This is a genomic window from Pseudomonas sp. SED1, assembly GCF_034044025.1.
Lineage (GTDB): Bacteria > Pseudomonadota > Gammaproteobacteria > Pseudomonadales > Pseudomonadaceae > Aquipseudomonas.
This window is the reverse complement of record NZ_JAXCIS010000096.1, coordinates 1-22,026: the sequence shown is the minus strand read 5'-3', so window position 1 is coordinate 22,026 and position 22,026 is coordinate 1. Positions and strand designations below refer to the sequence as shown.

The following is a 22,026-nucleotide window of genomic DNA, read 5'->3' as shown; positions in this document are numbered from 1 at the left end:
ACTGGGGATCCCTACTGGATAGTTGTTGCAATATGTTTCGCGGAAACGGTATCAGCGGATTGTGACGGATGGAAGACACAAGTGGGATGACGCCAGCATGTTTACCCATCCCAAGCACTGCTAGACTGGCACGATATTGCATGCATCGAGGTGAATCATGAAACCTTCAACCGCCCTTGATCTCAAGAGAGTGGCCGTGCGTGAAGTGGTCGGGCGCTTTCGCACCTCCAATCCCAGGGTATTCGGCTCTGTTTTACTCGGTACCGACAAAGAGGGCAGCGATCTCGATTTGCTGGTTGATGCACTTCCGGGTACCACGCTTTTTGACCTTGGCGGGCTTCAAGTTGAGTTGGAGGATTTGTTGGGGGTCAACGTTGACTTGCTGACGCCTGGCGACCTGCCATTGAAGTTTCGTGCCCAAGTCTTGGCAGAGGCCAGGCCTGTATGACGTCAAATCGTATTGGTGATTACCTGGAGCACATACGCCAGGCATCATCTGACGCGATTACCTTTGTCGACGGTTTGAGCAAGCCTGAGTTTTTTGAAGACAAGCGTACTCAGCAAGCCGTGATCATGAGTTTGGTCATCATCGGCGAAGCGTCGACCAAAATAATGGATCAACATCCAGAGTTTGCAGCTGCCCAACCGCAGGTGCCTTGGCGCAGTATGCGAGGGATGCGCAACCGGATTGCCCATGGTTACTTCGATATAAATCTTGAAGTGGTATGGGACACGGTCCAGCACGCGCTACCTGAGCTGCTGAGCAACCTGCCAGCCGCACCCGCCTGAAGAGCGGGTGCAGCTTCGGAAAATTAAGGCATCACCGGCGGTAAATATTTAAGCGTCGTGCCCAACGCCCACAGCAAAAACAGCACCAGCGGCGTATGCACCAGCAACTGCACGAACGAAAAGCCGATCAAGTCCCGCGCCTTCAACCCAAGCACGCCCAGTAGCGGCAGCATATAGAACGGGTTGATCAGGTTCGGCAGCGCTTCGGCGGCGTTGTAGATCTGCACCGCCCAGCCCAGGTGATATTCCAGGTCATTGGCGACCTGCATCACGTACGGCGCCTCGATGATCCACTTGCCGCCGCCCGACGGGATAAAGAAGCCCAGCACCGCCGAGTACACACCCATCAACAGCGCGTAGGTGTCGTGGGACGCAATCGAGGTGAAGAAGGTCGAAATATGATGCGCCAGGGTCGCGCCGTCACTGCCTTTCACCACGGTCATCAGCGCGGCAATCGAGCCATATAGCGGGAACTGGATCAGCACCCCGGTGGTGGTGGGTACCGCACGGGCCACTGCATCGAGAAAACTGCGCGGACGCCAGTGCAGTAGGGCACCGACCATCAGGAACAGGAAGTTATAGGTGTTCAGCCCCGAGATTGCGCTGATCGCCGGCTTGGTCGAGAACTCGTGGAACAACCACCCGGCCGCCAGCAACGCCAGCAGGATGGTCAGCAACGGGCTGTGTTCCAGCCATTCGCCCGGGCGCGTCGGCGGTTGCGGCTTGGGCAGGTTGAAAGCCGGGTCGACACCGCAGGCCTTGGCGTCACGGGCGGAGTTCGGCCCGGGCGCGGTGGCGTAGGCGATGATCAGCGAGACCACGATCAGCGCCAGCAACAGCACGCCGGACTGCCACAGAAAGATGGTGTCGGTGAACGGGATCATCCCGGTGATCGACAGAATCGACGGCGGCAAACTGGCCGGGTTGGCCTGCAACTGCGCTGCCGACGACGACAGCCCCAGCGCCCAAACGGCACCGAGACCGAGGTAGGCCGCAGCACCGGCCGCGCGATAGTCCATGCGCAAATCCGTACGACGGGCCAGTGCACGCACCAGCAAACCGCCGAACACCAGGGACAATCCCCAGTTGAGCAACGAGGCGACCATCGAAATCAGCGCCACCCACGCCACCGCAGAGCGGCCGTTCTTCGGGATGCGCGCCAGGCGGTCGATGAGTTTCACGGCGGGAGGGGAGCTGGCGACCACGTAACCGCCAATCACCACAAAGGCCATTTGCATGGTGAACGGGATCAAACTCCAGAAACCGTCACCAAAGGCCTTGGCGGCCTCGGTCGGCGCGGCGCCCATGCTCAGGGTCGCCACCGCGACAATGATCACGGCGAGGGCGGCAAACACCCAGGAGTCCGGAAACCAGCGCTCGGCGAAGTTTGAACAACGCAGGGCGAATCGGGCGTAGCGGCTGTCTTCGATAGCATCGGCCACGTTCAGTACCTCTATTTGTATTTATTATGGGGGGCGGCAGTTTTGCTGCATGTTCCTCTACGGCTATTCATTTGGGAATGTAGTTATCTTCATTGATCAATGAGTAAAGCAAATATATCCAGCGTGATTGCCATCACTCGGCCCAGCTCATAACCTGCATTCCATTTCGTTTGTCTGCCGAGCTTTCACATGACTGCCACCTCTTATCCACAGGCGCAGCGTTTCTCCCGCTCCGACTACAAAACCCTGGGCCTGGCCGCCCTGGGCGGGGCCCTGGAAATCTACGACTTCATCATCTTCGTATTTTTCGCGCTGACCCTCAGCCAGCTGTTCTTCCCGCCGGAAATGCCCGAGTGGCTGCGTCTGCTGCAAAGCTTCGGCATCTTCGTCACCGGCTACCTCGCGCGCCCGCTGGGCGGGATCCTGATGGCGCACTTCGCCGATCACCTGGGGCGCAAGCGGGTGTTCAGCCTGAGCATCCTGATGATGGCGCTGCCGTGCCTGCTGATCGGGATCATGCCCACCTATGCACAAATCGGTTATTTCGCGCCGTTGATCCTGCTGGCGCTGCGCATCCTCCAGGGCGCGGCGGTGGGCGGGGAAGTGCCCAGCGCCTGGGTGTTTGTCGCCGAACACGCCCCGGATAACCATCGCGGCTATGCCCTCGGCTTCCTGCAAGCCGGGCTGACTTTCGGCTACCTGCTCGGCGCGCTGACCGCGACACTGCTGGCGCAAGTCTTCACCCCGGCAGAAATCCTCGACTACGCCTGGCGCTTCCCGTTCCTGCTGGGCGGCGTGTTTGGTGTGATCGGTGTCTGGTTGCGCCGCTGGCTGAGTGAAACCCCGGTATTCCTCCAGATGCAGGCCCGCCGCCAAGCCGGCGCCGAACTGCCCCTGCGTACCGTCTTGCGAGAGCACCGAAGCGCGCTGCTGCCGGCGATGATCCTCACCTGCGTACTCACCTCGGCGGTCGTGGTGCTGGTGGTCATCACCCCGACCATGATGCAGAAAACCTTCGGCATGAGCCCCAGCCACACCTTCGCCTTGAGCGCGCTGGGCATCGTGTTCCTGAACATCGGTTGTGTGCTGGCCGGGCTGCTGGTGGACCGCATCGGTGCCTGGCGCGCGGTGTTGGTCTACAGCCTGTTGCTGCCGGTGGGGATTGCCGTGCTGTATGCCAGCCTGATTGCCGGCGGCGTATGGCTGGGCGCGGCGTATGCGATTGCCGGATTGAGTTGTGGGGTGGTGGGCGCGGTGCCGTCGGTGATGGTCAGCCTGTTCCCGGCGCAGGTGCGGGTGTCGGGAATCTCCTTCACTTGCAACATTGCGTATGCGCTGTGGGCGAGTACCACGCCGCTGATGTTGATCGCACTGATGCCCACCAGCCCGTGGATCTGCGTGGGATATTGCGTGGTGATGGGCGCGGTGGGTGCAGTGAGTGCGGCGTATTTTGGCAAGCGCCAACCCACCTGATCGTTCCCACGCTCTGCGTGGGAACGCCTCCCTGGACGCTCCGCGTCCGCTCTTGTGACGCGGAGCGTCACGGAATGCATTCCCACGCGGAGCGTGGGAACGATCATCAGGTCAGGAAGTGCCACATCAGCAGCGTGCCGACCAAACCGACCACCGACACAATGGTCTGCAACACCGACCACACCCAGATCGTCTGCTTCAACTGCAAGCCGAAGTACTCGCGCACCATCCAGAAGCCGGCGTCGTTGACGTGGCAGAAGAACACCGAGCCGGCACCAATCGCCAGGGCAACCAGTGAGCTTTGCGTCGCCGCCAACCCCGCCATCATCGGCGCCAGAATGCCCGCCGTGGTGGTCGTGGCAACGGTCGCCGAACCGGTGGCCTGACGCAGCGCCACGGCAATCAACCAGGCCAGCAGCAGGTACGGCATGTGTGCGCCTTCGGCCACCTTGCTGATGGTCTGGCTCACGCCGGCATCCAGCAGGGTTTGCTTCAACCCGCCGCCCGCGCCTATGGTCAGCAACAGCACCGCGATCGGCGCCAGCGCCTTGCGCAAGGTATTGCCGACATCGGCCCGGGGCATGCCGCTGGCCCAGCCCAGGCAAATCACTGCGGCAATCACCGCCAGGCCCAGCGCGATCAACGGCTCACCGAGGAATTTCAAGGTCAACGCCACCGGGCTTTCCGGCGACATGGCGACCTTGGCCAAGGTGCTGCCGAGCATCAGGATCACCGGCAACAGAATGATCAGCAGCGACACACCAAAGCTCGGCTGGCGCGGGGCCTTGGGCGGTGCACTGAACAGCGCGCCAATGTCGGCCGGCTCGTCCACGTGCATGCGCTTGGACAGCCAGTTGCCGTACAACGGGCCCGCCAGAATCACGGCCGGTACCGCCAGGCAGAAGCCCAGCAACATGGTCAGGCCCAGGTCGGCGTGCAACGCGCCCACCGCAATCAGCGGGCCCGGATGCGGCGGCATCAAGGCGTGCAGGGTGGTCATGCCCGCCAACGCCGGGATCGCGATTTTCAGCAGCGGCTGGTTCGAACGCTTGGCCATCACAAAGATGATCGGCACCATCATCACCAGGCCCACTTCGAAGAACAGCGGCAAGCCAATCACCATCGCCACCAGCGCCATCACCCAGGGCAACGACTTGCCCTTGCCCAGCCCGAGCAGGGTGGTGGCGATACGGTCGGCAGCGCCGGACTCGGCCATCAACGCGCCGAGCATCGAGCCCAGGGCAATGATGATCCCGGCTTCACCGAGGATCGCCCCGGCGCCTTTGCTGAACGCCTTGGCCACTTCTTCCGGCGGCAAGCCGGCGCCGACACCGGCGATAAACGTGCCGATCAGGATCGACAGGAAGGGCGGCAGCTTGGTCGCGCTGATCAACACAATGATGCTGGCGATGGCCAGTAATACGCAGAACATGAGGCGGGTGTCGTGAACCATCCACGCGGCAGTCGATAACTCCAAAACGGGACTCCTTATCGAACAGGTTGGCTAATATGTTTCTTTTTGTTTCCTGCTCGAAAAGCATACCTGATACAACGGTTCCAGAGCGTTCATGTTCAATTTTGGTGCGCATGGCGTAACGTCCAGCTGACGGCGGGATGACAATTTCGCAACCCATGCCGGTGGTTTTGGCCTATAGCTCTATGATCAACCAGACCACGACCCACGAGGACATTTCATGAGTGCAGGACACAGCCACGCCCAAGTACGCGCCGGCCACGAACGCAAGTTATGGATGGCCCTGGGGCTGACCTCAAGTTTCATGATTGCCGAGGTGATCGGCGCCTTTATCACTGGCAGCCTGGCGCTGTTGTCCGACGCCGCGCACATGATGACCGACGCCCTGGCCCTGGCAATTTCCCTGGTGGCGATCCAGGTGTCCAAGCGCGCCGCCGACCGCAAGCGCACCTTCGGCTATGCGCGTTTCGAGATCCTGGCGGCGGCGTTTAATGCGCTGCTGCTGTTCGGCGTGGCGTTCTACATCCTGTATGAGGCCTATCAACGCCTGCAGGCGCCCGCCGAAATCCAGTCCACGGGCATGCTGGTGATCGCGGTGCTGGGGCTGATCGTCAACCTGATTTCCATGCGATTGCTGAGTGCGGCCAGCGGCGAAAGCCTGAATGTGAAGGGCGCGTACCTGGAGGTCTGGAGCGACATGCTCGGCTCCGTCGGCGTGATCATCGCGGCGCTGGTGATCATGTACACCGGCTGGGGCTGGGTGGATTCAGTGGTGGCGGCAGCGATTGGCTTCTGGGTGTTGCCGCGCACCTGGACACTGCTCAAGGAAAGCATGAACGTGCTGCTGCAAGGTGTGCCGGACGGAATCGATATCGACAAGGTGGAACAGGCGATTCGCGGCGTTCCCGGCGTCAAGGACGTGCACGATCTGCATATCTGGGCCCTCACCAGCGGCAAAAATGTGCTGAGCACTCACTTGGTGGCGGATTCGGCGCAAGGCACCGAGCAACAGATCCTCAGCCAGGTGACGGAGTTACTGCATGAACAATTCGATATTTCCCACGCCACGATCCAGATCGAAGGCGAAGGTTTTCAGCATGACGAGCACGACGAGGTGCACGCCTGACCGTCATTCACGGTCTTCCAGCACATAACCCACGCCGCGCAAGGTATGGATCAACTTGCGCTCGAACGGGTCATCGATCTTCGCCCGCAGGCGGCGGATCGACACTTCCACCACATTGGTGTCGCAATCAAAGTTCATGTCCCACACGAACGAGATGATCTGCGTGCGGGACAGCACCACGCCGCTCTGGCGCATCAGCAGGTGCAGCAGGGCGAATTCCTTGGTGGTCAGGTCGATGCGCTGCAAGCCGCGAAATGCCCGGTGGCGGCCCTGATCCAATTCCAGGTCAGCCACCCGCAACACATCCGGCACCGGCGAGTGCACGCTACGGCGCATCAAGGTACGCACTCGAGCGAGCAATTCGGGGAATTCAAACGGCTTGACCAAGTAGTCATCGGCGCCCAGGTCCAGGCCCTTGATCCGGTCGGCGAGGCGGCCCTGGGCGGTCAGCATCATGATCCGCGTGCTGCTGTTCTGGCGAATGCGTTGCAACACATCCCAGCCATCCATCAGCGGCAGATTGACGTCGAGCATCACCAGGTCATAGGCGTGCTGGCGGGACAAATGCAAGCCGTCGGCACCGGTGGCGGCACAGTCGACGATATAGCCACTTTCACTCAATCCCTGATGTAAATAATCGGCGGTTTTAGGTTCGTCTTCGATGACCAGAATACGCATGTCGGGGATCCCGCTGGGCAGTGGAAAGTTGCCGGGAGCTTAAAGCAAAAGCCCGCGCCAGAGCCGTTGCTAACGGATTTGTAATGTTCTGGCCACTCCTCTGATAAGTACTGAAAGTTACATTGCCCACCTGTTAATTCATGGGCATGGAACTCTGGTTATGCCAACTTTTATAAGCACGTTCATTGGGCCCGCCGTTCTATTGCTGATGACGGTTCAGGGCGTCAATGCGCAAACCCTGACCCTCGAATCGGCCCTGCAAACCGCCTTCGCCAACAACCCGGATATGGCCGCTGCACAGTGGGAAATCGACATCGCCCAGGGCGGTCGCCAACAGGCCGGTTTGATCCCAAACCCGGTCGCCTCCTGGGATGCCGAAGACACCCGTCGCAATTCGCGCACCACCACCGTCAAGCTGAGCCAGACCCTGGAACTGGGCGGCAAGCGCGGCGCACGGATTGATGTCGCCACCCGCGCCCAGGAAGCCGCCGCACTGACCTTGGAGCAGCGCCGCAACGGGCTGCGTGCGGATGTTATCGACGGTTACTACGGCGCGCTTCGGGCCCAGGAACGTCTCGACCTGGCTCAGCGTTCGCTGGCGCTGGCCGAGCGCGGCCTGGTGGTTGCCAACGGTCGCGTCACTGCCGGCAAATCGTCGCCAGTGGAAGCTACCCGGGCCCAGGTGCAGCTCTCGGAAATCCGCCTCGAATTTAACCGCGCGCAGATGGGCCTGACCGACGCCTATCGCCGCCTCGCTGCCAGTACCGGCGCGGCCAGTACCGACTTCCAGGCGGTCGCCACCCAAGCCCAGGCGGCACCTGAACTACCGCCGACCGCGCAGTTGCTCGGGCGCCTTCAGCAAACCGTCGAACTGCGTTTGGCCGAGCTGAAAATCGCCCAGGGTGAAGCGGCCCTGGGCTTGGAAAAAGCCCAGCGCATTCCCGATCTCGACGTGTCCATCGGCAGCCAGTACGACGCCAGCGTGCGTGAGCGGGTCAACGTGGTGGGCGTGTCGATGCCCATCCCGCTGTTCAACCGCAACCAGGGCAACGTGCTCGCCGCCAGTCGCCGTGCCGACCAGGCCCGCGACCTGCGCAACGCCGCCGAACTGCGCCTGCGCACCGAAACCCGCCAGGCCCTGGACCTCTGGCAAACCGCGAATACCGAGGTGCGCTCGTTCAACCAACAGATCCTGCCCGCCGCCCAAAGCGCCGTGGACAGCGCCACCCGTGGCTTCGAAATGGGCAAGTTCAACTTCCTCGAGGTGCTCGACGCCCAGCGCACCTTGATTGCGGCCCGCACCCAATACCTCGCGGCGACCGCCCAGGCCACTGAAGCCTGGGTGCGTATCGAACGGATTTACGGCGACCTCGCCCGGTTTTGAATTTCCAGGAGCATTCCATGAACAACACACAAAGTAGAGCACTGGCGATTGCGCTGGGGCTGATGCTGGCGTGGCCGGCCATCAGCGGTGCGGCAGAGGCGGAAGAAGAAGGCAAACTCGAGCTGACCGAACAGCAGATCCAGGCCGCCGGCATTCAACTTGCCCCGGCGCAATCCCGGCAGATCAGCACCGTGCTTTCACTGCCGGGCGAGGTGCGTTTCGACGAGGACCGCACCTCCCACATCGTCCCGCGTGCCGCTGGCGTAGTGGAGTCGGTGAAGGTCAACCTCGGCCAATCGGTAAAGAAGGGCGAGCTGTTGGCGGTGATCGCCAGCCAGCAGATTTCCGATCAGCGCAGTGAACTGGCAGCCAGTGAGCGCCGGGTTGTGCTGGCCCGCACCACCTTCCAACGCGAACGCCAGTTGTGGCAGGACAAAATCTCTGCCGAACAGGATTACCTGCTGGCGCGCCAGGCGCTGCAAGAGGCAGAAATCGCCCTGAACAATGCTCGGCAAAAGATGAACGCCCTGAGCGGCAGCGCCGTATTGGTCGGCGGCAATCGCTACGAATTACGCGCGCCATTCGACGGCGTGGTGGTGGAAAAACACTTGGGCGTCGGCGAAGTGGTGAGCGAGACCAGCAACGCCTTCACCCTGTCGGACCTGTCCCAGGTGTGGGTCACCTTCGGCGTGTTCCCCAAGGATTTGAACAAGGTCCGAGTCGGCAAACCGGTGAAGGTCACCTCCTCGGAAATGGGCACCGAAGTGCTCGGCACCGTGGCCTATGTCGGCAATTTGCTGGGCGAGCAAACCCGCACGGCCACCGTGCGCGTCACGGTGCCGAACCCCGACGCCTCGTGGCGCCCTGGGCTGTTCGTCTCCGTGCAAGTTGCCACCGACACTTACCAGGCCAAGGTCACGGTCCCGCAGGAAGCGATCCAGACCGTCGAGGACAAACCCTCGGTGTTCGTGCGCACCGGCGACGGCTTCATGACCCGGCATATCGAACTGGGCGTCAGCGAAAACGGTTTCGTCGAAGTCCGCCAGGGCCTCGACGCCGGAGCGCAGGTGGCCACCGTCGGCAGCTTCATCCTCAAGTCCGAGTTGGGCAAGGCCTCAGCCGAGCACGCCCATTGACCCTGCGAGTGATTTCCCATGTTTGAGCGCCTTATCCAATTCGCCATCGAGCAGCGCATCATCGTGTTGCTGGCGGTGCTGTTGATGGCCGGTGTCGGCATCGCCAGTTATCAGAAATTGCCCATCGACGCGGTGCCGGATATCACCAACGTCCAGGTGCAGATCAACTCGGCGGCGGCGGGGTTTTCGCCGCTGGAAACCGAGCAGCGCATCACCTTTCCCATCGAAACCGCCATGGCCGGGCTGCCGGGGTTGCAGCAGACCCGCTCGCTGTCGCGCTCGGGCTTGTCCCAGGTCACGGTGATTTTCAAGGACGGCACCGACCTGTTCTTCGCCCGCCAATTGGTCAACGAACGCTTACAGGTGGCCCGCGAGCAATTGCCGGATGGCATTGAAACCATGATGGGGCCGATTTCCACCGGGCTCGGGGAAATTTTCCTGTGGACCGTGGAGGCGAAAGACGGCGCGCGCAAGGAGGACGGCTCAGGCTATACGCCGACTGATCTGCGGGTGATCCAGGACTGGATCATCAAGCCGCAACTGCGCAATGTGCCGGGCGTGGCCGAGATCAATACCATCGGCGGCTTTGCCAAGGAATACCAGATCGCCCCCGACCCCAAGCGCCTGGCGGCCTACAACCTGACCTTGGGCGACCTGGTCACGGCGCTGGAGCGCAACAACGCCAACGTCGGCGCCGGTTACATCGAGCGCAGCGGCGAGCAATTGCTGATCCGTGCGCCGGGGCAAGTCGGGTCCATCGACGACATCGCCAACATCGTGATCACCACCTCTGACGGTACGCCGATTCGCGTGCGCAACGTCGCCCAGGTCGATATCGGCCGTGAGTTGCGTACTGGCGCCGCCACTGAAAATGGCCGCGAAGTGGTGCTGGGCACGGTGTTTATGCTGATTGGCGAAAATAGCCGCACCGTGTCCCAGGCCGTCGCGAAAAAACTCGAAGAGATCAACCGTTCGCTGCCTGAAGGTGTGGTCGCCGTCACCGTCTACGACCGTACCAACCTGGTGGAAAAAGCCATCAGCACCGTGAAGAAGAACCTCTTCGAAGGGGCACTGCTGGTGGTGGCGGTGTTGTTCCTGTTCCTGGGTAATATCCGCGCCGCGCTGATCACCGCGATGGTGATTCCCCTGGCGATGTTGTTCACCTTTACCGGGATGTTCACCAACAAGGTCAGCGCCAACCTGATGAGCCTCGGCGCGTTGGATTTCGGGATTATCGTCGATGGTGCGGTGGTGATCGTCGAAAACTCCATCCGCCGCCTGGCCCATGCCCAGCAGCGCCACGGGCGATTGTTGACCCGCAGCGAGCGCTTGCATGAAGTGTTCGCGGCGGCCAAGGAGGCGCGGCGCGCGCTGATCTTCGGGCAACTGATCATCATGGTGGTGTACCTGCCGATCTTCGCCCTCACCGGGGTGGCCGGGAAGATGTTCCACCCGATGGCGTTCACCGTGGTGATCGCACTGCTGGGGGCGATGATTTTGTCCGTGACCTTTGTACCGGCAGCGATTGCGCTGTTCGTCACCGGTAAGGTCAAGGAAGAAGAAAACCTGGTGATGCGCACCGCACGTCGCGTCTACGCGCCGGTGCTGGATTGGGTGATGGCGCGCCGCCCGTTGGTGTTCGGCCTGGCGGTGCTGACCATCGTCGTGTCGGGGGCGGTGGCCAGTCGCATGGGCAGCGAATTTATCCCCAGCCTGAGCGAAGGTGACTTTGCCCTGCAGGCCATGCGCGTTCCGGGCACCAGCCTCACGCAATCGGTGCACATGCAGCAACAGTTGGAAAAAACCCTGATGGCCGAAGTGCCGGAAATCGAGCGGGTATTCGCCCGCACCGGCACCGCGGAAATCGCCTCCGACCCGATGCCGCCGAACATCTCCGACAGCTACGTGATGCTCAAGCCCAAGGACCAGTGGCCGGATCCGAAGAAGTCCCGCGAGGCGATCATCGCCGACATCCAACGTGCCAGCGCGATTGTGCCGGGCAGCGTGTATGAACTGTCGCAACCGATCCAGCTGCGCTTCAACGAGCTGATATCCGGGGTGCGCAGCGACGTCGCGGTGAAGGTGTTTGGTGATGACATGGCGGTGCTCAACAAGACCGCCGGGGAAATCGCCGAGACCTTGCAAACCCTCAAGGGCGCCTCGGAAGTGAAGGTGGAACAGACCTCCGGCTTGCCGGTGCTGACCATCAATATCGACCGCGACAAGGCCGCACGTTTTGGCCTGAACGTGGGCGATGTGCAAGACACGATTGCCGTCGCCGTGGGGGGGCGCCAGGCCGGGACGATGTACGAAGGCGACCGGCGTTTCGACATGGTCGTGCGTTTGTCCGACGCCCTGCGTACCGACATCGAAGGCCTGTCGCGGTTGCTGATCCCGATTCCGGCATTGGCGAATAACGCGGCGGGGCAGTTGGGGTTTATCGCGCTGTCGGAAGTCGCCAGCCTGGACCTGGTGCTCGGCCCCAACCAGATCAGCCGCGAAAACGGCAAGCGCCTGGTGATCGTCAGCGCCAACGTGCGTGGGCGGGATATCGGCTCGTTTGTCGAGGAAGCCGGGACTGCCATCGGCACCCAGGTGAAAATTCCTGCGGGCTACTGGACCAGCTGGGGCGGCCAGTTCGAGCAGCTGAAGGAGGCCTCCGAACGCTTGCGCATCGTGGTGCCGGTGGCGTTGCTGCTGGTGTTCGGGCTGTTGTTCATGATGTTCAACAACCTCAAGGATGGGCTGCTGGTGTTTACCGGGATTCCCTTCGCGTTGACCGGTGGGATCATGGCGCTGTGGCTGCGGGATATTCCGCTATCGATCTCGGCGGGCGTGGGCTTTATCGCGTTGTCGGGGGTGGCGGTGCTTAACGGGCTGGTGATGATCGCGTTCATCCGTAGCCTGCGGGAGGAAGGGCGCTCACTGTCGGTGGCGATTAACGAAGGCGCCCTGACGCGCTTGCGCCCGGTGTTGATGACGGCACTGGTGGCGTCGCTCGGGTTTATCCCCATGGCCCTCGCCACCGGCACCGGCGCCGAAGTACAGCGCCCGTTGGCGACGGTGGTGATTGGCGGGATTATCTCGTCGACGCTGCTGACCCTGCTGGTATTGCCGGCGCTGTATCACTGGGCGCATCGGCGTGAGGAACCGGAAGACCGCGTGATGTCTGACCAATAACCTGTGGCGAGGGAGCTTGCTCCCGCTGGGCTGCGCAGCAGCCCCAACACTGGTGACCTATTTTCAGCTGAAAGAATGCGGTGGGCTTTTTAGGGTTGCTGCGCAACCCAGCGGGAGCAAGCTCCCTCGCCACAATGATTTATTGGCAGATAGCGTTGGTGTGAAGAGGAAACACCAGTCGAAACTCAGTGAAACTTTCAGGCAAGCTGCTGACTTCAGCCCGCCCCTGATGCAGCACCATGATCGACCGCACAATCGCCAGCCCCAGCCCGGTGCCACCTTCGGAGCGGGCGCGGCTGCTGTCGACGCGGTAGAAGCGTTCGAACAGGTTCGGCAGGTGTTGCGCTTCAATCCCCGGGCCGGGATTGCCCACCGACAGCGATACTTGCTCGGTGTGAGTCTCTACCTGCAACGAAATATTGGAGGTTGGTGGACTATGACGAATGGCATTGGACAGCAAATTGGAAATCGCCCGCTGAATCATCAAACGGTCGCCATGCACGAAGGCATCGCCGTCGAGGCTCAAGGTCAATTGCTTGTCTTCGGCACTCAACGCAAACAGCTCCATCACCCGGCGCGCTTCAGCGGCCAGGGACACCGGCGCAAACGAAACCCGCGCCGCAGGGTGGCTGACCTGCGCCAGGAACAGCATGTCGGAGACGATCCGCGCCAAGCGTTCCATCTCTTCAGTGCTGGATTCCAGCACCGCTTTGTATTCCTGCGGCGGGCGCTCTCGGGACAACGTCACCTGGGCCTTGCCCATCAAATTGGTCAGCGGCGCGCGCAGCTCATGGGCGAGGTCATCGGAGAACTGCGACAGCTGCTGCACGCCGCCGTCCAGGCGCTGCAACATGAAGTTGATGCCTTGCGCCAACTCGCCCAGTTCCTTGGGCAAGTTATCCACAGCCAGGCGGTGGGTCAGGTCCTGCGTGGTGACTTTTGCGGCGACGCGGCTGAACTGCTGCAGCGGCGCCAGCCCGCGTTGCACCACCCACCAGGCGCCGATGCCGATCAGCAGCAACAGCAGCGGCAGGGCGATCACGGTGGAACGCAGGTAGGCACTGAGCAGCGCCTGATCGTCCCTGCGATCCAGCGATAACAGGACCCGCACGCGCTCGCCACTGGCCAGGCGCATCAGGCTGGAGGCACTGAGTACTTGATTGCCGTTGCCGTCGTCCCAGTTCAGGTAACCGAGGTTCTGGGACGGGGCGAAGTCGGTCAGCAACGGTTCCTGGGGCTTGGCGCCGATGCTGAGCAGCACCACTTCATTGGGCGCAGTGCCAACGATGGTCAGGTAGAAATTATCGTGCCCCATCACCAGGTCCATCAGCGAGTGCGGGCGGGCTTGGATGTCGCGGGTGTCCAGGCCGAGGGCGAGGCTGTGCTGGATCTGTTCCATCTTGCTTTCCAGGCCCTTGCGCGCCAGTTTCTCCAGCTCGTGGGTCAGCGCCAGGTACGCCAACGTTGCGAGCAACACCACCAGGCCGGCGCCCATCAGGCTCACCGTCAGCCCAAGGCGCATCGACAGGCTGCTGGCTTTCATTGACGGGCCTCCAACACATAACCCACGCCGCGAATGGTGTGGATCAGCTTGACGTCACTCTGGTCATCGACCTTGGCCCGCAAGCGGCTGATGGAGACTTCCACCACGTTGGTGTCGCAGTCGAAATTCATGTCCCAGACCAGGGAAATAATCTGCGTGCGGGTCAGTACTTCGCCGGACTGGCGCATCAGCACGTGCAGCAGTGCAAATTCCTTGGTGGTCAGGTCGATACGTCGGGTGCCTCGGTACGCGCGGTGGCGGCGGGGGTCAAGTTCAAGGTCCGACACCTGGAACACTTCCGGCACCGGTATGTGCTCACTGCGACGCAGCAGGGTGCGCACCCGGGCGAGCAACTCGGGAAACTCGAAGGGTTTGACCAGGTAATCATCGGCGCCCATGTCCAGGCCCTTGATCTTGTCGGCCAACCGGCCACGGGCCGTCAGCATCATCACCCGCTGGCTGCTGTCGCGGCGCAATTGCTCAAGCACTTCCCAGCCATCCTTGGCCGGCAGATTGACGTCGAGAATCACCAGTTCATAGGCGTGTTGCGCGGCCAGGTGCAGGCCGTCTACGCCGCTGGCTGCGCAGTCGACCACGTAACCGCTTTCGGTCAGGCCCTGCTGCAGGTAGGCGGCGGTTTTTTGCTCGTCCTCAACCACAAGGATACGCATGGGGAATTTACCTTTTATTGATAGAGAGAGACTGTGATTCGGATTTTCCGAAGCCTGAAGGCTGAAGTAGCTACAGGGTCAACCGGGCAGTTTGTGACTGCTTGTTGCGCTGCAAAACCGGCAGGCAAAAAAAACGCCCCATGCGGGGCGTAAAAAATTCATCTCTTTCCAAAGGAGCTACACAAAAGCTTCAGAGATGAATGTGCTCGGTGTGCGCCGTTCAGATCGACTGCTTCTGTGCGTCGGCGGGCGCGGTCTCGGCCACGGATTGTTCGCCGTGGACCTGCTGCTGTTGCTGGCGGAACTCGGCGAGGAACTGCCGGGAACGGTCGGCACCGTCGTCGGCCAATGCGAGGCTGGAAGTGGCGCCGAGAAAACTGATCAATAACAAGTGCGATGGCTTCATGACGTGTCTCCAAATAAGGCGGGTGCCGTTAGTTGTAGCCAGTATAAGAAGCGCAACTTAACGAGAAGGTGAGGCGCATATTACAGTTCTGACAGGCTTCAAATTGTGAACAGATGTTATTCAATTGTAGGAGCGAGCTTGCTCGCGAAGGTCGTTAACGATAACGCGGGGCTTCTGGTTTAACGCAGCGCTCTCAGGTTCTTCGCGAGCAAGCGCGCTCCTACAAAGGGCGTCGTTTAGAGAATTGCCAATGGATATTCGACAATCAGCCGAACTTCTTCCAGGTCCGACTCAAAGGCACTTGAACGAACCGTCGCCTGGCGCAGCCGCAGCGACAGGTCTTTCAAGTTGCCGCCCTGCACCACGTACTTGGCCTCGATATCCCGCTCCCAGCGGCGTTGATCGGTCAACGGGTCGCCGGCCGCGTCACGGCGCATGTACACGGCGTTGGCGTTGCTGTAGTCGGCGCCGGTGCCTTTGCCGTAGCGGGTCATGAAGGTCAGCCCGGGAATGCCGAAGGCCTGCATGTCGAGGTTATAGGCGAGCATCCATGAGCGTTCCTTGGGCGAGTTGAAGTCGCTGTACTGGATCGAGTTGTTGAGGAAGATCGAGTCCGACATGCGCAGGTAGTCGAAGTCGTCATCACCGTTGTTGCGCTGGTGGGACAAGGCCAGGCTGTGAGCGCCCACCTTGACTCCGATCCTGGCGCTCCAGATGTTGTTATCGAACTCGCCCAGGCGTTTCTTGCCCTCGTCCACCGCCTTGTAATAGTTGAAGTCGCCAAACAGCGAAACCTCATCGTTCAGCGGATAACTGGCGGCGCTGCCGAAGTAGTACTGGTCCCAGGCATCCTTCAGGCGGCTGGTGTACAGGCTGACGCTGAAGTGTTTGTTCACCTGGTAGTCACCACCGGCATAGCCGATCCAGGGTGAATCCACCTTGCCCGCATAAAACGTCGCAAAGCCTTTATCCATGCCGCTCTGGGTGGGCTGGCTCATGCCGCTCAGGTGTCCGCCTTGCAGGCTCAGGCCTTCAATGCTGGTGTTTTGTGCGGTGACGCCACGAAAGCTTTCCGGCAATACCCGCGAGTCGCCATAGGCCACCACCGGTGTCAGCGGGAATACATCGCCGGCCTTGATCACGGTATCCAGCAGGCGCAGTTTTACCGCGCCGCCGAGCTTGCTGTAGCCGTCCTCCGGGTGGTTGTCGCTGTCTACCGGCAGCACGCCGAACGAGCCCTTGCCGCCGCTGCGGCCGGTGCCGGAGTCGAGTTTCAGGCCGTACATCGCAAACGCGTCCAGGCCGAAACCCACCGAACCCTGAGTGAATCCGGACTCGAACTTGCCGATAAACCCCTGGGCCCAGGCTTCCGAGTAGCCATTGCCGGTAGGGCTCGACTGGCCCTTGCGATCGTCCCGGTTGAAGTAGAAGTTGCGGGCCAGCACGTTCAACGTGCTGTCTTCGATAAACCCTTCAAGTTTATCTTCCACGGCCATGCTTGAAAGCGGGGTAAGCCCCGCGAGTGCGGCAATCATGGAAAGCGAAAGTGTGCGGTGAGTACTCATGTAGCGCTCCTCGGTAGTGGCAGCTATTAGCTTCTTATCGATGGGGCATTCTTGTTTTAGTGGTGCCCGCGCAGATAGTTGCAAACACGAGATAACGACGAGGTGGCGCACAGATTACAATTTTGGAATTTCAACAAGACATAACGGATAAGTAATCGTTCGGTGAACTTTGCGACAGGCTTGGTTAGTTACTCTTGCTCTGAACTTTCAATCAATGAAATCAGACGAGGACGCCCTCATGAACACCCTGAAATCCACTGTCGCTGCATTGGCCCTGATCTTTTCCGTCGGCGCGATGGCGGAAGGCGGCGGTGACCGCACCTTCGCCCAGTTGATGCAAAACAACGAGCAAGCCATGGCCGCCTATGCCGCGAAAAAAGGCAAGGCGATGCCCGTGGTCCAGGACTATCGCTACGGCATGAAGCTGGACATTGCCAAGGTGATCAACGTCACGCCACCGATCCGTTCGTGCAACGCGGTACCGTCGCGCATGACCTATGAAGATTCCACCGGCAAGCTCAACACGCTCCAGTACCAGGTCATGGGCATCTGCCGTAACAACGGCAGTTGAGGGGCCGCAAAAATATAGTTGAGCAACGCACTAAAGCGCTCTTCAGAAAATGCCGGCAGCGCCGATGCAGGTCAGACCCACGTCCTTACTTGCCCACCGGTGCCTCCATGTTCAACACCCGTCTCAAGCAGGAGCTGTCTGCTCTTCGCGAAGAATTGTCCAGCCTGCAGCAAGTGAGAGAGAGCCTGGAAAGCGAAATGATGGCCCTGACCCTGGATCCCGAAGGGCGTATCGAGTCGGTCAATGCCATCTTTCTTCAAGAGATGGGTTACCAGGGCAGCCAGCTGCAAGGCCGCTTGATCGAAGACCTGGTACCGGCGCACGTCAAGCAGGACGCGTTTCAACTGCGCTTCAAAAACGCCCTGGTGCGTGGCGAACATTTCGCCGGCACGGTGCGCCTGACGCGGGGCAACGGCAACGAGGCGTGGTTGCGTTCCATCGTGCAACCGGTGCGCAGCAGTGACGGGCGTATCAAGCATATTTCGATGTTTTCCAGCGACCTGACTCGCACCATCGAGGCCTCTCGCGAGCACGAAAACCTGATCACCGCGCTGGTGCGCTCTACGGCGGTGATCGAGTTCGACCTCAACGGTAATGTGCTGACGGCCAACGACCGTTTCCTCAACGGCATGGGATACAGCCTGGCGCAGATCCAGGGCAAACATCACCGGATATTTTGCGAACCGCAGGACGCCAACAGCGTCGAGTACCAGCAGTTCTGGAAACGTCTGAACGCCGGCGAATTCGTCGCCGGCCGCTTCAAGCGTGTGGACAGCCACGGGCGGGTGGTGTGGCTGGAGGCCTCGTATAACCCGGTGCTCGACGCCAATGAGCGGCTGTACAAAGTGGTCAAGTTCGCCACGGTGATCACCGACCAGATCAACCAGGAACAGGCCGTGGCCGAAGCGGCCAACATCGCCTACAGCACCTCGCTGCAAACCGACAGCAGTGCCCAGCGCGGTACCACCGTGGTCACCCAGGCGGTGGACGTGATGCGCGACCTGGCCAAACACATGCAACAGGCGGGCGAGGGCATCGAAGCGCTGAACGCCCAGTCCCAGGTGATTGGCAGCATCGTCAAGACCATCAGCGGCATCGCCGAACAGACCAACCTGCTGGCGCTCAACGCCGCCATCGAAGCCGCCCGCGCCGGTGAGCAAGGCCGTGGTTTTGCGGTGGTGGCCGATGAGGTTCGGCAACTGGCTTCGCGTACCAGCAAGGCCACTGAAGAAATCGTTGGCGTGGTGCGCCAGAACCAGGACATGGCCCGCGATGCAGTGGCGCTGATGACCGATGGCCGCCTGCAAGCCGAGCAAGGCCTGGCGTTGGCGGCCGAGGCGGGCACGGTGATCGTCGAGATCCAGGACGGTGCCCAGAAGGTGGTCAGCGCGGTGGGGCAGTTTGCCAATCAACTGAGCAGCTAGTCACCGGGGCTCATGCTTGAGGTATCGTAGGTTTTTTTTCCGAGCCTTTCGTCCATGAGCCCTAACCATCGCCGTCCCGTCCCGCTGTCCAAGGCCTACCGCTTGCTCAACCACGGCCCGACCGTGCTGGTCAGCGCTGCGCACAACGGCCAGCGCAACATCATGGCGGCGGCCTGGGCCATGCCGCTGGATTTCGAACCGCCCAAAGTCGCCGTCGTACTCGACAAGGCCACCTGGACCCGGCAACTGCTGGAAAGCGCCGGCACCTTCGTGCTCAACGTGCCGTGCGCGGCCCAAGCCGATATTGTGCAGACCGTAGGCAACACCACCGGCAGCGAGACGGACAAGTTCGCGGCGTATGGCTTGCAGGCGTTCAGCGGCGAACACACCGAAGCACCGATGCTCGAAGGTTGCGTGGCGTGGCTGGAGTGCCGGTTGCTGCCGGAGCCGCATAACCAGCAGACCTACGACTTGTTCCTCGCCGAAGTGGTGGCGGCCGAAGCGGATGAGCGGGTGTTCAGCGACGGTCGTTGGCATTTCGAAGGGCACGATGCGCTGCGTACCTTGCACCATGTGGCGGGCGGGCATTTCCTGACGATTGGTGAGCCGCTGGACGGTAAAAACCTGGCTTGATGCTGCACCGAACCTGTGGCGAGGGGGCTTGTCCCCCGTTGGGCTGCGTAGCGGCCCCAAAAAGAACGGGAGCGCTACGCACTCCAACGGGGGACAAGCCCCCTCGCCACAAGAGCCCCCTCACCAGACAAGCCCCTCAACACAAGAGGTTGTGTTACCACTGGGTTTTGCTGAGTGCCTCGGCAAACGCCATCAACTTCGGTGAGTACTGCCGCGATGGCGGATACACCAGGGATATCGCCCGACTGCGCCCGGCAAAGCCCTCCAGCAAGGGCACCAGGCGCCCGGCCGCCAGATCTTCCCGCACCGCAAAATCCATCACCTGGGCGATGCCAAACCCGCCCAGTGCGCCGTCCACCAGCGCATCGCCAATATCAAAGATCAACCGTCCCTCGACGCTCACGTCCTGCACCTTGCCCTCCAGCATGAACTGCCAGTCCACCAACCGGCTGGTGCGCAGGTTGCGTACGGTCAGGCAATTGTGGTCCTTGAGTTCATCGACCGTTTGCGGTGTGCCAAAACGCGCGAGATAAGCCGGGGCGGCAACGGTGACCCAGCGCAGCGGCGGCAGTGCCCGGGCGATCAGGCGTTGGTCCTGGATATCGCCGGTGCGCAGCAAGGCATCAAAACCTTCGTCGACGATGTCCACCAGGCGATCAGTCATCACCGCTTCGATACGCATTTCCGGGTATTGCAAGGTCAGTTCGCCGATCACCGGCATCACCACTTTGCGGCCAAACAACGATGGCGTGCTGATCTTCAGCAAACCGGAGGGTGAGGCGCGGCGGTCGAGCATCTGTCGTTCGGCTTCGGCCAGTTCAGCCAGCAACGGCGCGCTGCGTTCATACAGCATCTGGCCGTCGGGTGTGAGGCTGACGCTGCGGGTGTTGCGTTGCAGCAGGCGTACGCCCAACTGGTTTTCCAGGCGGGAAATGGCGCGGGACAAGCCCGATTGGGTCAACCCCAAGTCTCCGGCAGCCCGGGTGAAACTGCGGGTTTCGGCGACGCGCACCAGCAGGCGAACAGCGTTCAGATCCATGATTAAAGTCATTACTGAAAGAGTGATAAGGCTATTTATCATCTGTTGGGCATGAAAGACACTGGCGCCTCTCACTTTTTGGCAGGACGCTGTGATGTCTTTATCTCGACCCTCAGGCTGGATGCTGTTGCTGCTGGCGACCGCGCAACTGATCATCGCCCTCGACGCGACCATCGTGTTTGTCGCGCTGCCGCAGATCGGCAACCACCTGGGTTTTTCCGCCCAGCAATTGCAGTGGGTGGTCAGCGCCTACAGCGTGGCGTTCGGCGGTTTCCTGTTGCTGGGCGGTCGCGCCGCAGACCTGCTGGGCAAGCGGCGCTTGTACATCCTCGGCCAATCTCTGTATGCGCTGTCTTCCCTGGCGGCGGTGCTCGGCGGCAGCGCGTTGTTGCTGGTGCTGGCCCGGGCGGTACAGGGCGTGGGTGGGGCGCTGTTGTTCCCGGCGACGCTGGCGCTGATCAACACCCATTACGCCGAAGGGCCGGCGCGTAATCGTGCATTTGCGGTGTGGAGCGCGGCGTCAGCGGCGGGCCTGGCATTGGGCGCGTTGCTCGGCGGCGTGCTGACCCAGGCGTGGGGCTGGGAGGCGGTATTCCTGGTGAACGTGCCGCTGGCCGGCGCCTGCGCCCTGGCGGCGCGTTACTGGATTCCCGCCGATGGCGAGCGAGCCCGGGGGCGCAACTTTGACATCAGCGGCGCGTTGACCGTGACGGTAGGCGGCACGCTGCTGGTGTTCTCCCTGGTGCAGGGGCCGGAGTGGGGCTGGGCGGCGCCGTCGACCCTGGGTTGCATGGCCTTGGCGCTGGCGCTGCTCGGGTTATTTGCCTGGATCGAACATCGAGGGCGCGATCCCCTGATGCCGCTGCGGTTGTTGGGCTATCGGGAGTTGCGCATGGCCATGGTGTTGACGGCGGTGTTCATGAGCAGCTTTGGCGTGCAGTACTACTTTCTGGCGGTGTATTACCAGCAGGTCTACGGCTACAGCGTATTGCAGGCGGGCTTGGCATTTTTGCCGGCGACCCTGGTGTGCACCGGCGGTATCTGGCTGGCGGAACGTTCGTTGGCACGCCTGGGATTGCGCACCACCCTGGTCAGCGGCCAGTTGGCGGGTGCGGTGGGCATTGCCCTGGTGTGCCTGGCGTTGCCGACGGGGGCGGGGTTCTGGTCATTGCTGCCGGGGATTTTCATCCTGAGCATCGGCCAGGGCATGACCTGGACGGCGATGTGGGTGGCCGCCGGCTTGGGCATACGCCCGGGAGAGCAAGGTGTGGCGGCGGGCATGGCGTCCACCAGCCAGCAGATTGGCGGCGCATTGGGGTTGGCGTTGCTGGTGTCGCTGGCGAATGCCGGCGGGTCGACGGGTGCGGCGCAGGCGGGCGGGATTGAACTGGCGTTGTGGTGGAGTGCGGCGATTGCATTGGCGGGGGCGGTGCTGGCGTTGGCCCTTAAAGAACGAGCTCCAGCGTCGAATACGATTTCGGCAGCGACATAG

General features: G+C 61.5%; 19 protein-coding genes and 1 pseudogene. 12 read left to right on the top strand and 8 right to left on the bottom strand.

What is annotated here, in order from left to right; translation table 11 throughout:
- The first annotated feature begins 157 nt into the window (after positions 1 to 157).
- Together SNL23_RS12915 and SNL23_RS12910 are read left to right on the top strand one after the other, a co-directional pair.
- Positions 158 to 448, top strand: a complete 291-nt coding sequence (locus SNL23_RS12915; RefSeq protein ID WP_076014916.1) for a nucleotidyltransferase family protein — start codon at positions 158 to 160, stop codon at positions 446 to 448.
- Complete coding sequence (locus SNL23_RS12910) at positions 445 to 789, top strand: HepT-like ribonuclease domain-containing protein (protein WP_076014917.1); 345 nt, start codon at positions 445 to 447, stop codon at positions 787 to 789. Before SNL23_RS12915 ends, SNL23_RS12910 begins: the two co-directional genes overlap by 4 nt.
- Before the next feature lie 23 nt (positions 790 to 812).
- On the opposite strand, the gene SNL23_RS12905 is transcribed toward SNL23_RS12910, so the two are convergent.
- Complete coding sequence (locus tag SNL23_RS12905; protein WP_076014918.1) at positions 813 to 2,231, bottom strand: short-chain fatty acid transporter; 1,419 nt, start codon at positions 2,229 to 2,231, stop codon at positions 813 to 815.
- 189 nt (positions 2,232 to 2,420) lie between these two features.
- Between SNL23_RS12905 and SNL23_RS12900 the strand changes: the two genes are divergently transcribed.
- Complete coding sequence (locus SNL23_RS12900; protein WP_318302414.1) at positions 2,421 to 3,704, top strand: MFS transporter; 1,284 nt, start codon at positions 2,421 to 2,423, stop codon at positions 3,702 to 3,704.
- A gap of 106 nt (positions 3,705 to 3,810) precedes the next feature.
- Here SNL23_RS12900 and SNL23_RS12895 read toward each other — a convergent pair whose 3' ends face one another.
- Complete coding sequence (locus SNL23_RS12895; RefSeq protein ID WP_023659163.1) at positions 3,811 to 5,181, bottom strand: GntT/GntP/DsdX family permease; 1,371 nt, start codon at positions 5,179 to 5,181, stop codon at positions 3,811 to 3,813.
- Between the two features lie 217 nt (positions 5,182 to 5,398).
- Between SNL23_RS12895 and SNL23_RS12890 the strand changes: the two genes are divergently transcribed.
- Positions 5,399 to 6,304: a cation diffusion facilitator family transporter gene (locus SNL23_RS12890; RefSeq protein ID WP_318302413.1), complete on the top strand. Its 906-nt coding sequence runs from the start codon at positions 5,399 to 5,401 to the stop codon at positions 6,302 to 6,304.
- 3 nt (positions 6,305 to 6,307) lie between these two features.
- On the opposite strand, the gene SNL23_RS12885 is transcribed toward SNL23_RS12890, so the two are convergent.
- The gene (locus SNL23_RS12885; protein WP_008437506.1) at positions 6,308 to 6,982 is read right to left on the bottom strand and encodes a heavy metal response regulator transcription factor; all 675 of its coding nucleotides are present in this window, start codon (positions 6,980 to 6,982) and stop codon (positions 6,308 to 6,310) included.
- 160 nt (positions 6,983 to 7,142) lie between these two features.
- On the opposite strand from SNL23_RS12885, the gene SNL23_RS12880 reads away from it, so the two are divergent.
- From SNL23_RS12880 to SNL23_RS12870, 3 genes are read left to right on the top strand one after another with little or no spacing between them, the layout of a single operon-like run.
- Positions 7,143 to 8,366: a TolC family protein gene (locus SNL23_RS12880; RefSeq protein WP_318302412.1), complete on the top strand. Its 1,224-nt coding sequence runs from the start codon at positions 7,143 to 7,145 to the stop codon at positions 8,364 to 8,366.
- Between the two features lie 17 nt (positions 8,367 to 8,383).
- Entirely contained in the window at positions 8,384 to 9,502 is a 1,119-nt protein-coding gene (locus SNL23_RS12875; RefSeq protein ID WP_076014921.1) for an efflux RND transporter periplasmic adaptor subunit, read from the top strand.
- A gap of 18 nt (positions 9,503 to 9,520) precedes the next feature.
- Positions 9,521 to 12,682 (top strand): CusA/CzcA family heavy metal efflux RND transporter, encoded by a 3,162-nt coding sequence (locus tag SNL23_RS12870; protein WP_076014922.1) that lies wholly within the window; start codon positions 9,521 to 9,523, stop codon positions 12,680 to 12,682.
- 139 nt (positions 12,683 to 12,821) lie between these two features.
- Here SNL23_RS12870 and SNL23_RS12865 read toward each other — a convergent pair whose 3' ends face one another.
- The 4 genes from SNL23_RS12865 to SNL23_RS12850 all read right to left on the bottom strand — a co-directional run bounded on the left by SNL23_RS12865 (position 12,822) and on the right by SNL23_RS12850 (position 16,867).
- Positions 12,822 to 14,225 carry a heavy metal sensor histidine kinase gene (locus SNL23_RS12865; protein ID WP_318302411.1) on the bottom strand — a complete coding sequence of 468 codons (1,404 nt, stop codon included), beginning with the start codon at positions 14,223 to 14,225 and terminating at the stop codon, positions 12,822 to 12,824.
- Positions 14,222 to 14,896: a heavy metal response regulator transcription factor gene (locus SNL23_RS12860; RefSeq protein WP_076014924.1), complete on the bottom strand. Its 675-nt coding sequence runs from the start codon at positions 14,894 to 14,896 to the stop codon at positions 14,222 to 14,224. Before SNL23_RS12860 ends, SNL23_RS12865 begins: the two co-directional genes overlap by 4 nt.
- A gap of 220 nt (positions 14,897 to 15,116) precedes the next feature.
- The gene (locus SNL23_RS12855; RefSeq protein WP_076014925.1) at positions 15,117 to 15,302 is read right to left on the bottom strand and encodes a hypothetical protein; all 186 of its coding nucleotides are present in this window, start codon (positions 15,300 to 15,302) and stop codon (positions 15,117 to 15,119) included.
- A gap of 236 nt (positions 15,303 to 15,538) precedes the next feature.
- A complete protein-coding gene (locus SNL23_RS12850) occupies positions 15,539 to 16,867 on the bottom strand; it encodes an OprD family porin (RefSeq protein ID WP_318302410.1) in 1,329 nt (442 codons plus the stop codon).
- A 238-nt stretch (positions 16,868 to 17,105) separates the two neighbouring features.
- On the opposite strand from SNL23_RS12850, the gene SNL23_RS12845 reads away from it, so the two are divergent.
- From SNL23_RS12845 to SNL23_RS12835, 4 genes and pseudogenes are all read left to right on the top strand, one after another.
- Positions 17,106 to 17,438: a DUF2790 domain-containing protein gene (locus SNL23_RS12845; protein WP_318302409.1), complete on the top strand. Its 333-nt coding sequence runs from the start codon at positions 17,106 to 17,108 to the stop codon at positions 17,436 to 17,438.
- Positions 17,439 to 17,545: 107 nt separating this feature from the next.
- Positions 17,546 to 18,322, top strand: a pseudogene (locus SNL23_RS31540) (PAS domain-containing protein); the annotation flags it as partial.
- A 108-nt stretch (positions 18,323 to 18,430) separates the two neighbouring features.
- Positions 18,431 to 18,862, top strand: coding sequence for a methyl-accepting chemotaxis protein (locus SNL23_RS31535; RefSeq protein ID WP_371317243.1), 432 nt, complete (start codon positions 18,431 to 18,433; stop codon positions 18,860 to 18,862).
- Positions 18,863 to 18,916: 54 nt separating this feature from the next.
- On the top strand, positions 18,917 to 19,495 hold the full coding sequence (locus SNL23_RS12835; protein WP_076014929.1) for a flavin reductase family protein: 579 nt from the start codon (positions 18,917 to 18,919) through the stop codon (positions 19,493 to 19,495).
- Between the two features lie 154 nt (positions 19,496 to 19,649).
- Here SNL23_RS12835 and SNL23_RS12830 read toward each other — a convergent pair whose 3' ends face one another.
- The gene (locus SNL23_RS12830; RefSeq protein ID WP_076014930.1) at positions 19,650 to 20,534 is read right to left on the bottom strand and encodes a LysR family transcriptional regulator; all 885 of its coding nucleotides are present in this window, start codon (positions 20,532 to 20,534) and stop codon (positions 19,650 to 19,652) included.
- A gap of 121 nt (positions 20,535 to 20,655) precedes the next feature.
- On the opposite strand from SNL23_RS12830, the gene SNL23_RS12825 reads away from it, so the two are divergent.
- On the top strand, positions 20,656 to 22,026 hold the full coding sequence (locus tag SNL23_RS12825) for an MFS transporter (RefSeq protein WP_318302418.1): 1,371 nt from the start codon (positions 20,656 to 20,658) through the stop codon (positions 22,024 to 22,026).

Coding starts and splice junctions, on each gene's coding strand:
- SNL23_RS12880 (WP_318302412.1), top strand. CDS start 7,143: ATGCCAACTTTTATAAGCACGTTCATTGGGCCCGCCGTTCTATTGCTG.
- SNL23_RS12835 (WP_076014929.1), top strand. CDS start 18,917: ATGAGCCCTAACCATCGCCGTCCCGTCCCGCTGTCCAAGGCCTACCGC.
- SNL23_RS12855 (WP_076014925.1), bottom strand. CDS start 15,302: ATGAAGCCATCGCACTTGTTATTGATCAGTTTTCTCGGCGCCACTTCC.
- SNL23_RS12885 (WP_008437506.1), bottom strand. CDS start 6,982: ATGCGTATTCTGGTCATCGAAGACGAACCTAAAACCGCCGATTATTTA.
- SNL23_RS12850 (WP_318302410.1), bottom strand. CDS start 16,867: ATGAGTACTCACCGCACACTTTCGCTTTCCATGATTGCCGCACTCGCG.
- SNL23_RS12915 (WP_076014916.1), top strand. CDS start 158: ATGAAACCTTCAACCGCCCTTGATCTCAAGAGAGTGGCCGTGCGTGAA.
- SNL23_RS12845 (WP_318302409.1), top strand. CDS start 17,106: ATGAACACCCTGAAATCCACTGTCGCTGCATTGGCCCTGATCTTTTCC.
- SNL23_RS12825 (WP_318302418.1), top strand. CDS start 20,656: ATGCTGTTGCTGCTGGCGACCGCGCAACTGATCATCGCCCTCGACGCG.
- SNL23_RS12865 (WP_318302411.1), bottom strand. CDS start 14,225: ATGAAAGCCAGCAGCCTGTCGATGCGCCTTGGGCTGACGGTGAGCCTG.
- SNL23_RS12870 (WP_076014922.1), top strand. CDS start 9,521: ATGTTTGAGCGCCTTATCCAATTCGCCATCGAGCAGCGCATCATCGTG.
- SNL23_RS12900 (WP_318302414.1), top strand. CDS start 2,421: ATGACTGCCACCTCTTATCCACAGGCGCAGCGTTTCTCCCGCTCCGAC.
- SNL23_RS12830 (WP_076014930.1), bottom strand. CDS start 20,534: ATGGATCTGAACGCTGTTCGCCTGCTGGTGCGCGTCGCCGAAACCCGC.
- SNL23_RS31535 (WP_371317243.1), top strand. CDS start 18,431: ATGCGCGACCTGGCCAAACACATGCAACAGGCGGGCGAGGGCATCGAA.
- SNL23_RS12910 (WP_076014917.1), top strand. CDS start 445: ATGACGTCAAATCGTATTGGTGATTACCTGGAGCACATACGCCAGGCA.
- SNL23_RS12890 (WP_318302413.1), top strand. CDS start 5,399: ATGAGTGCAGGACACAGCCACGCCCAAGTACGCGCCGGCCACGAACGC.
- SNL23_RS12875 (WP_076014921.1), top strand. CDS start 8,384: ATGAACAACACACAAAGTAGAGCACTGGCGATTGCGCTGGGGCTGATG.
- SNL23_RS12860 (WP_076014924.1), bottom strand. CDS start 14,896: ATGCGTATCCTTGTGGTTGAGGACGAGCAAAAAACCGCCGCCTACCTG.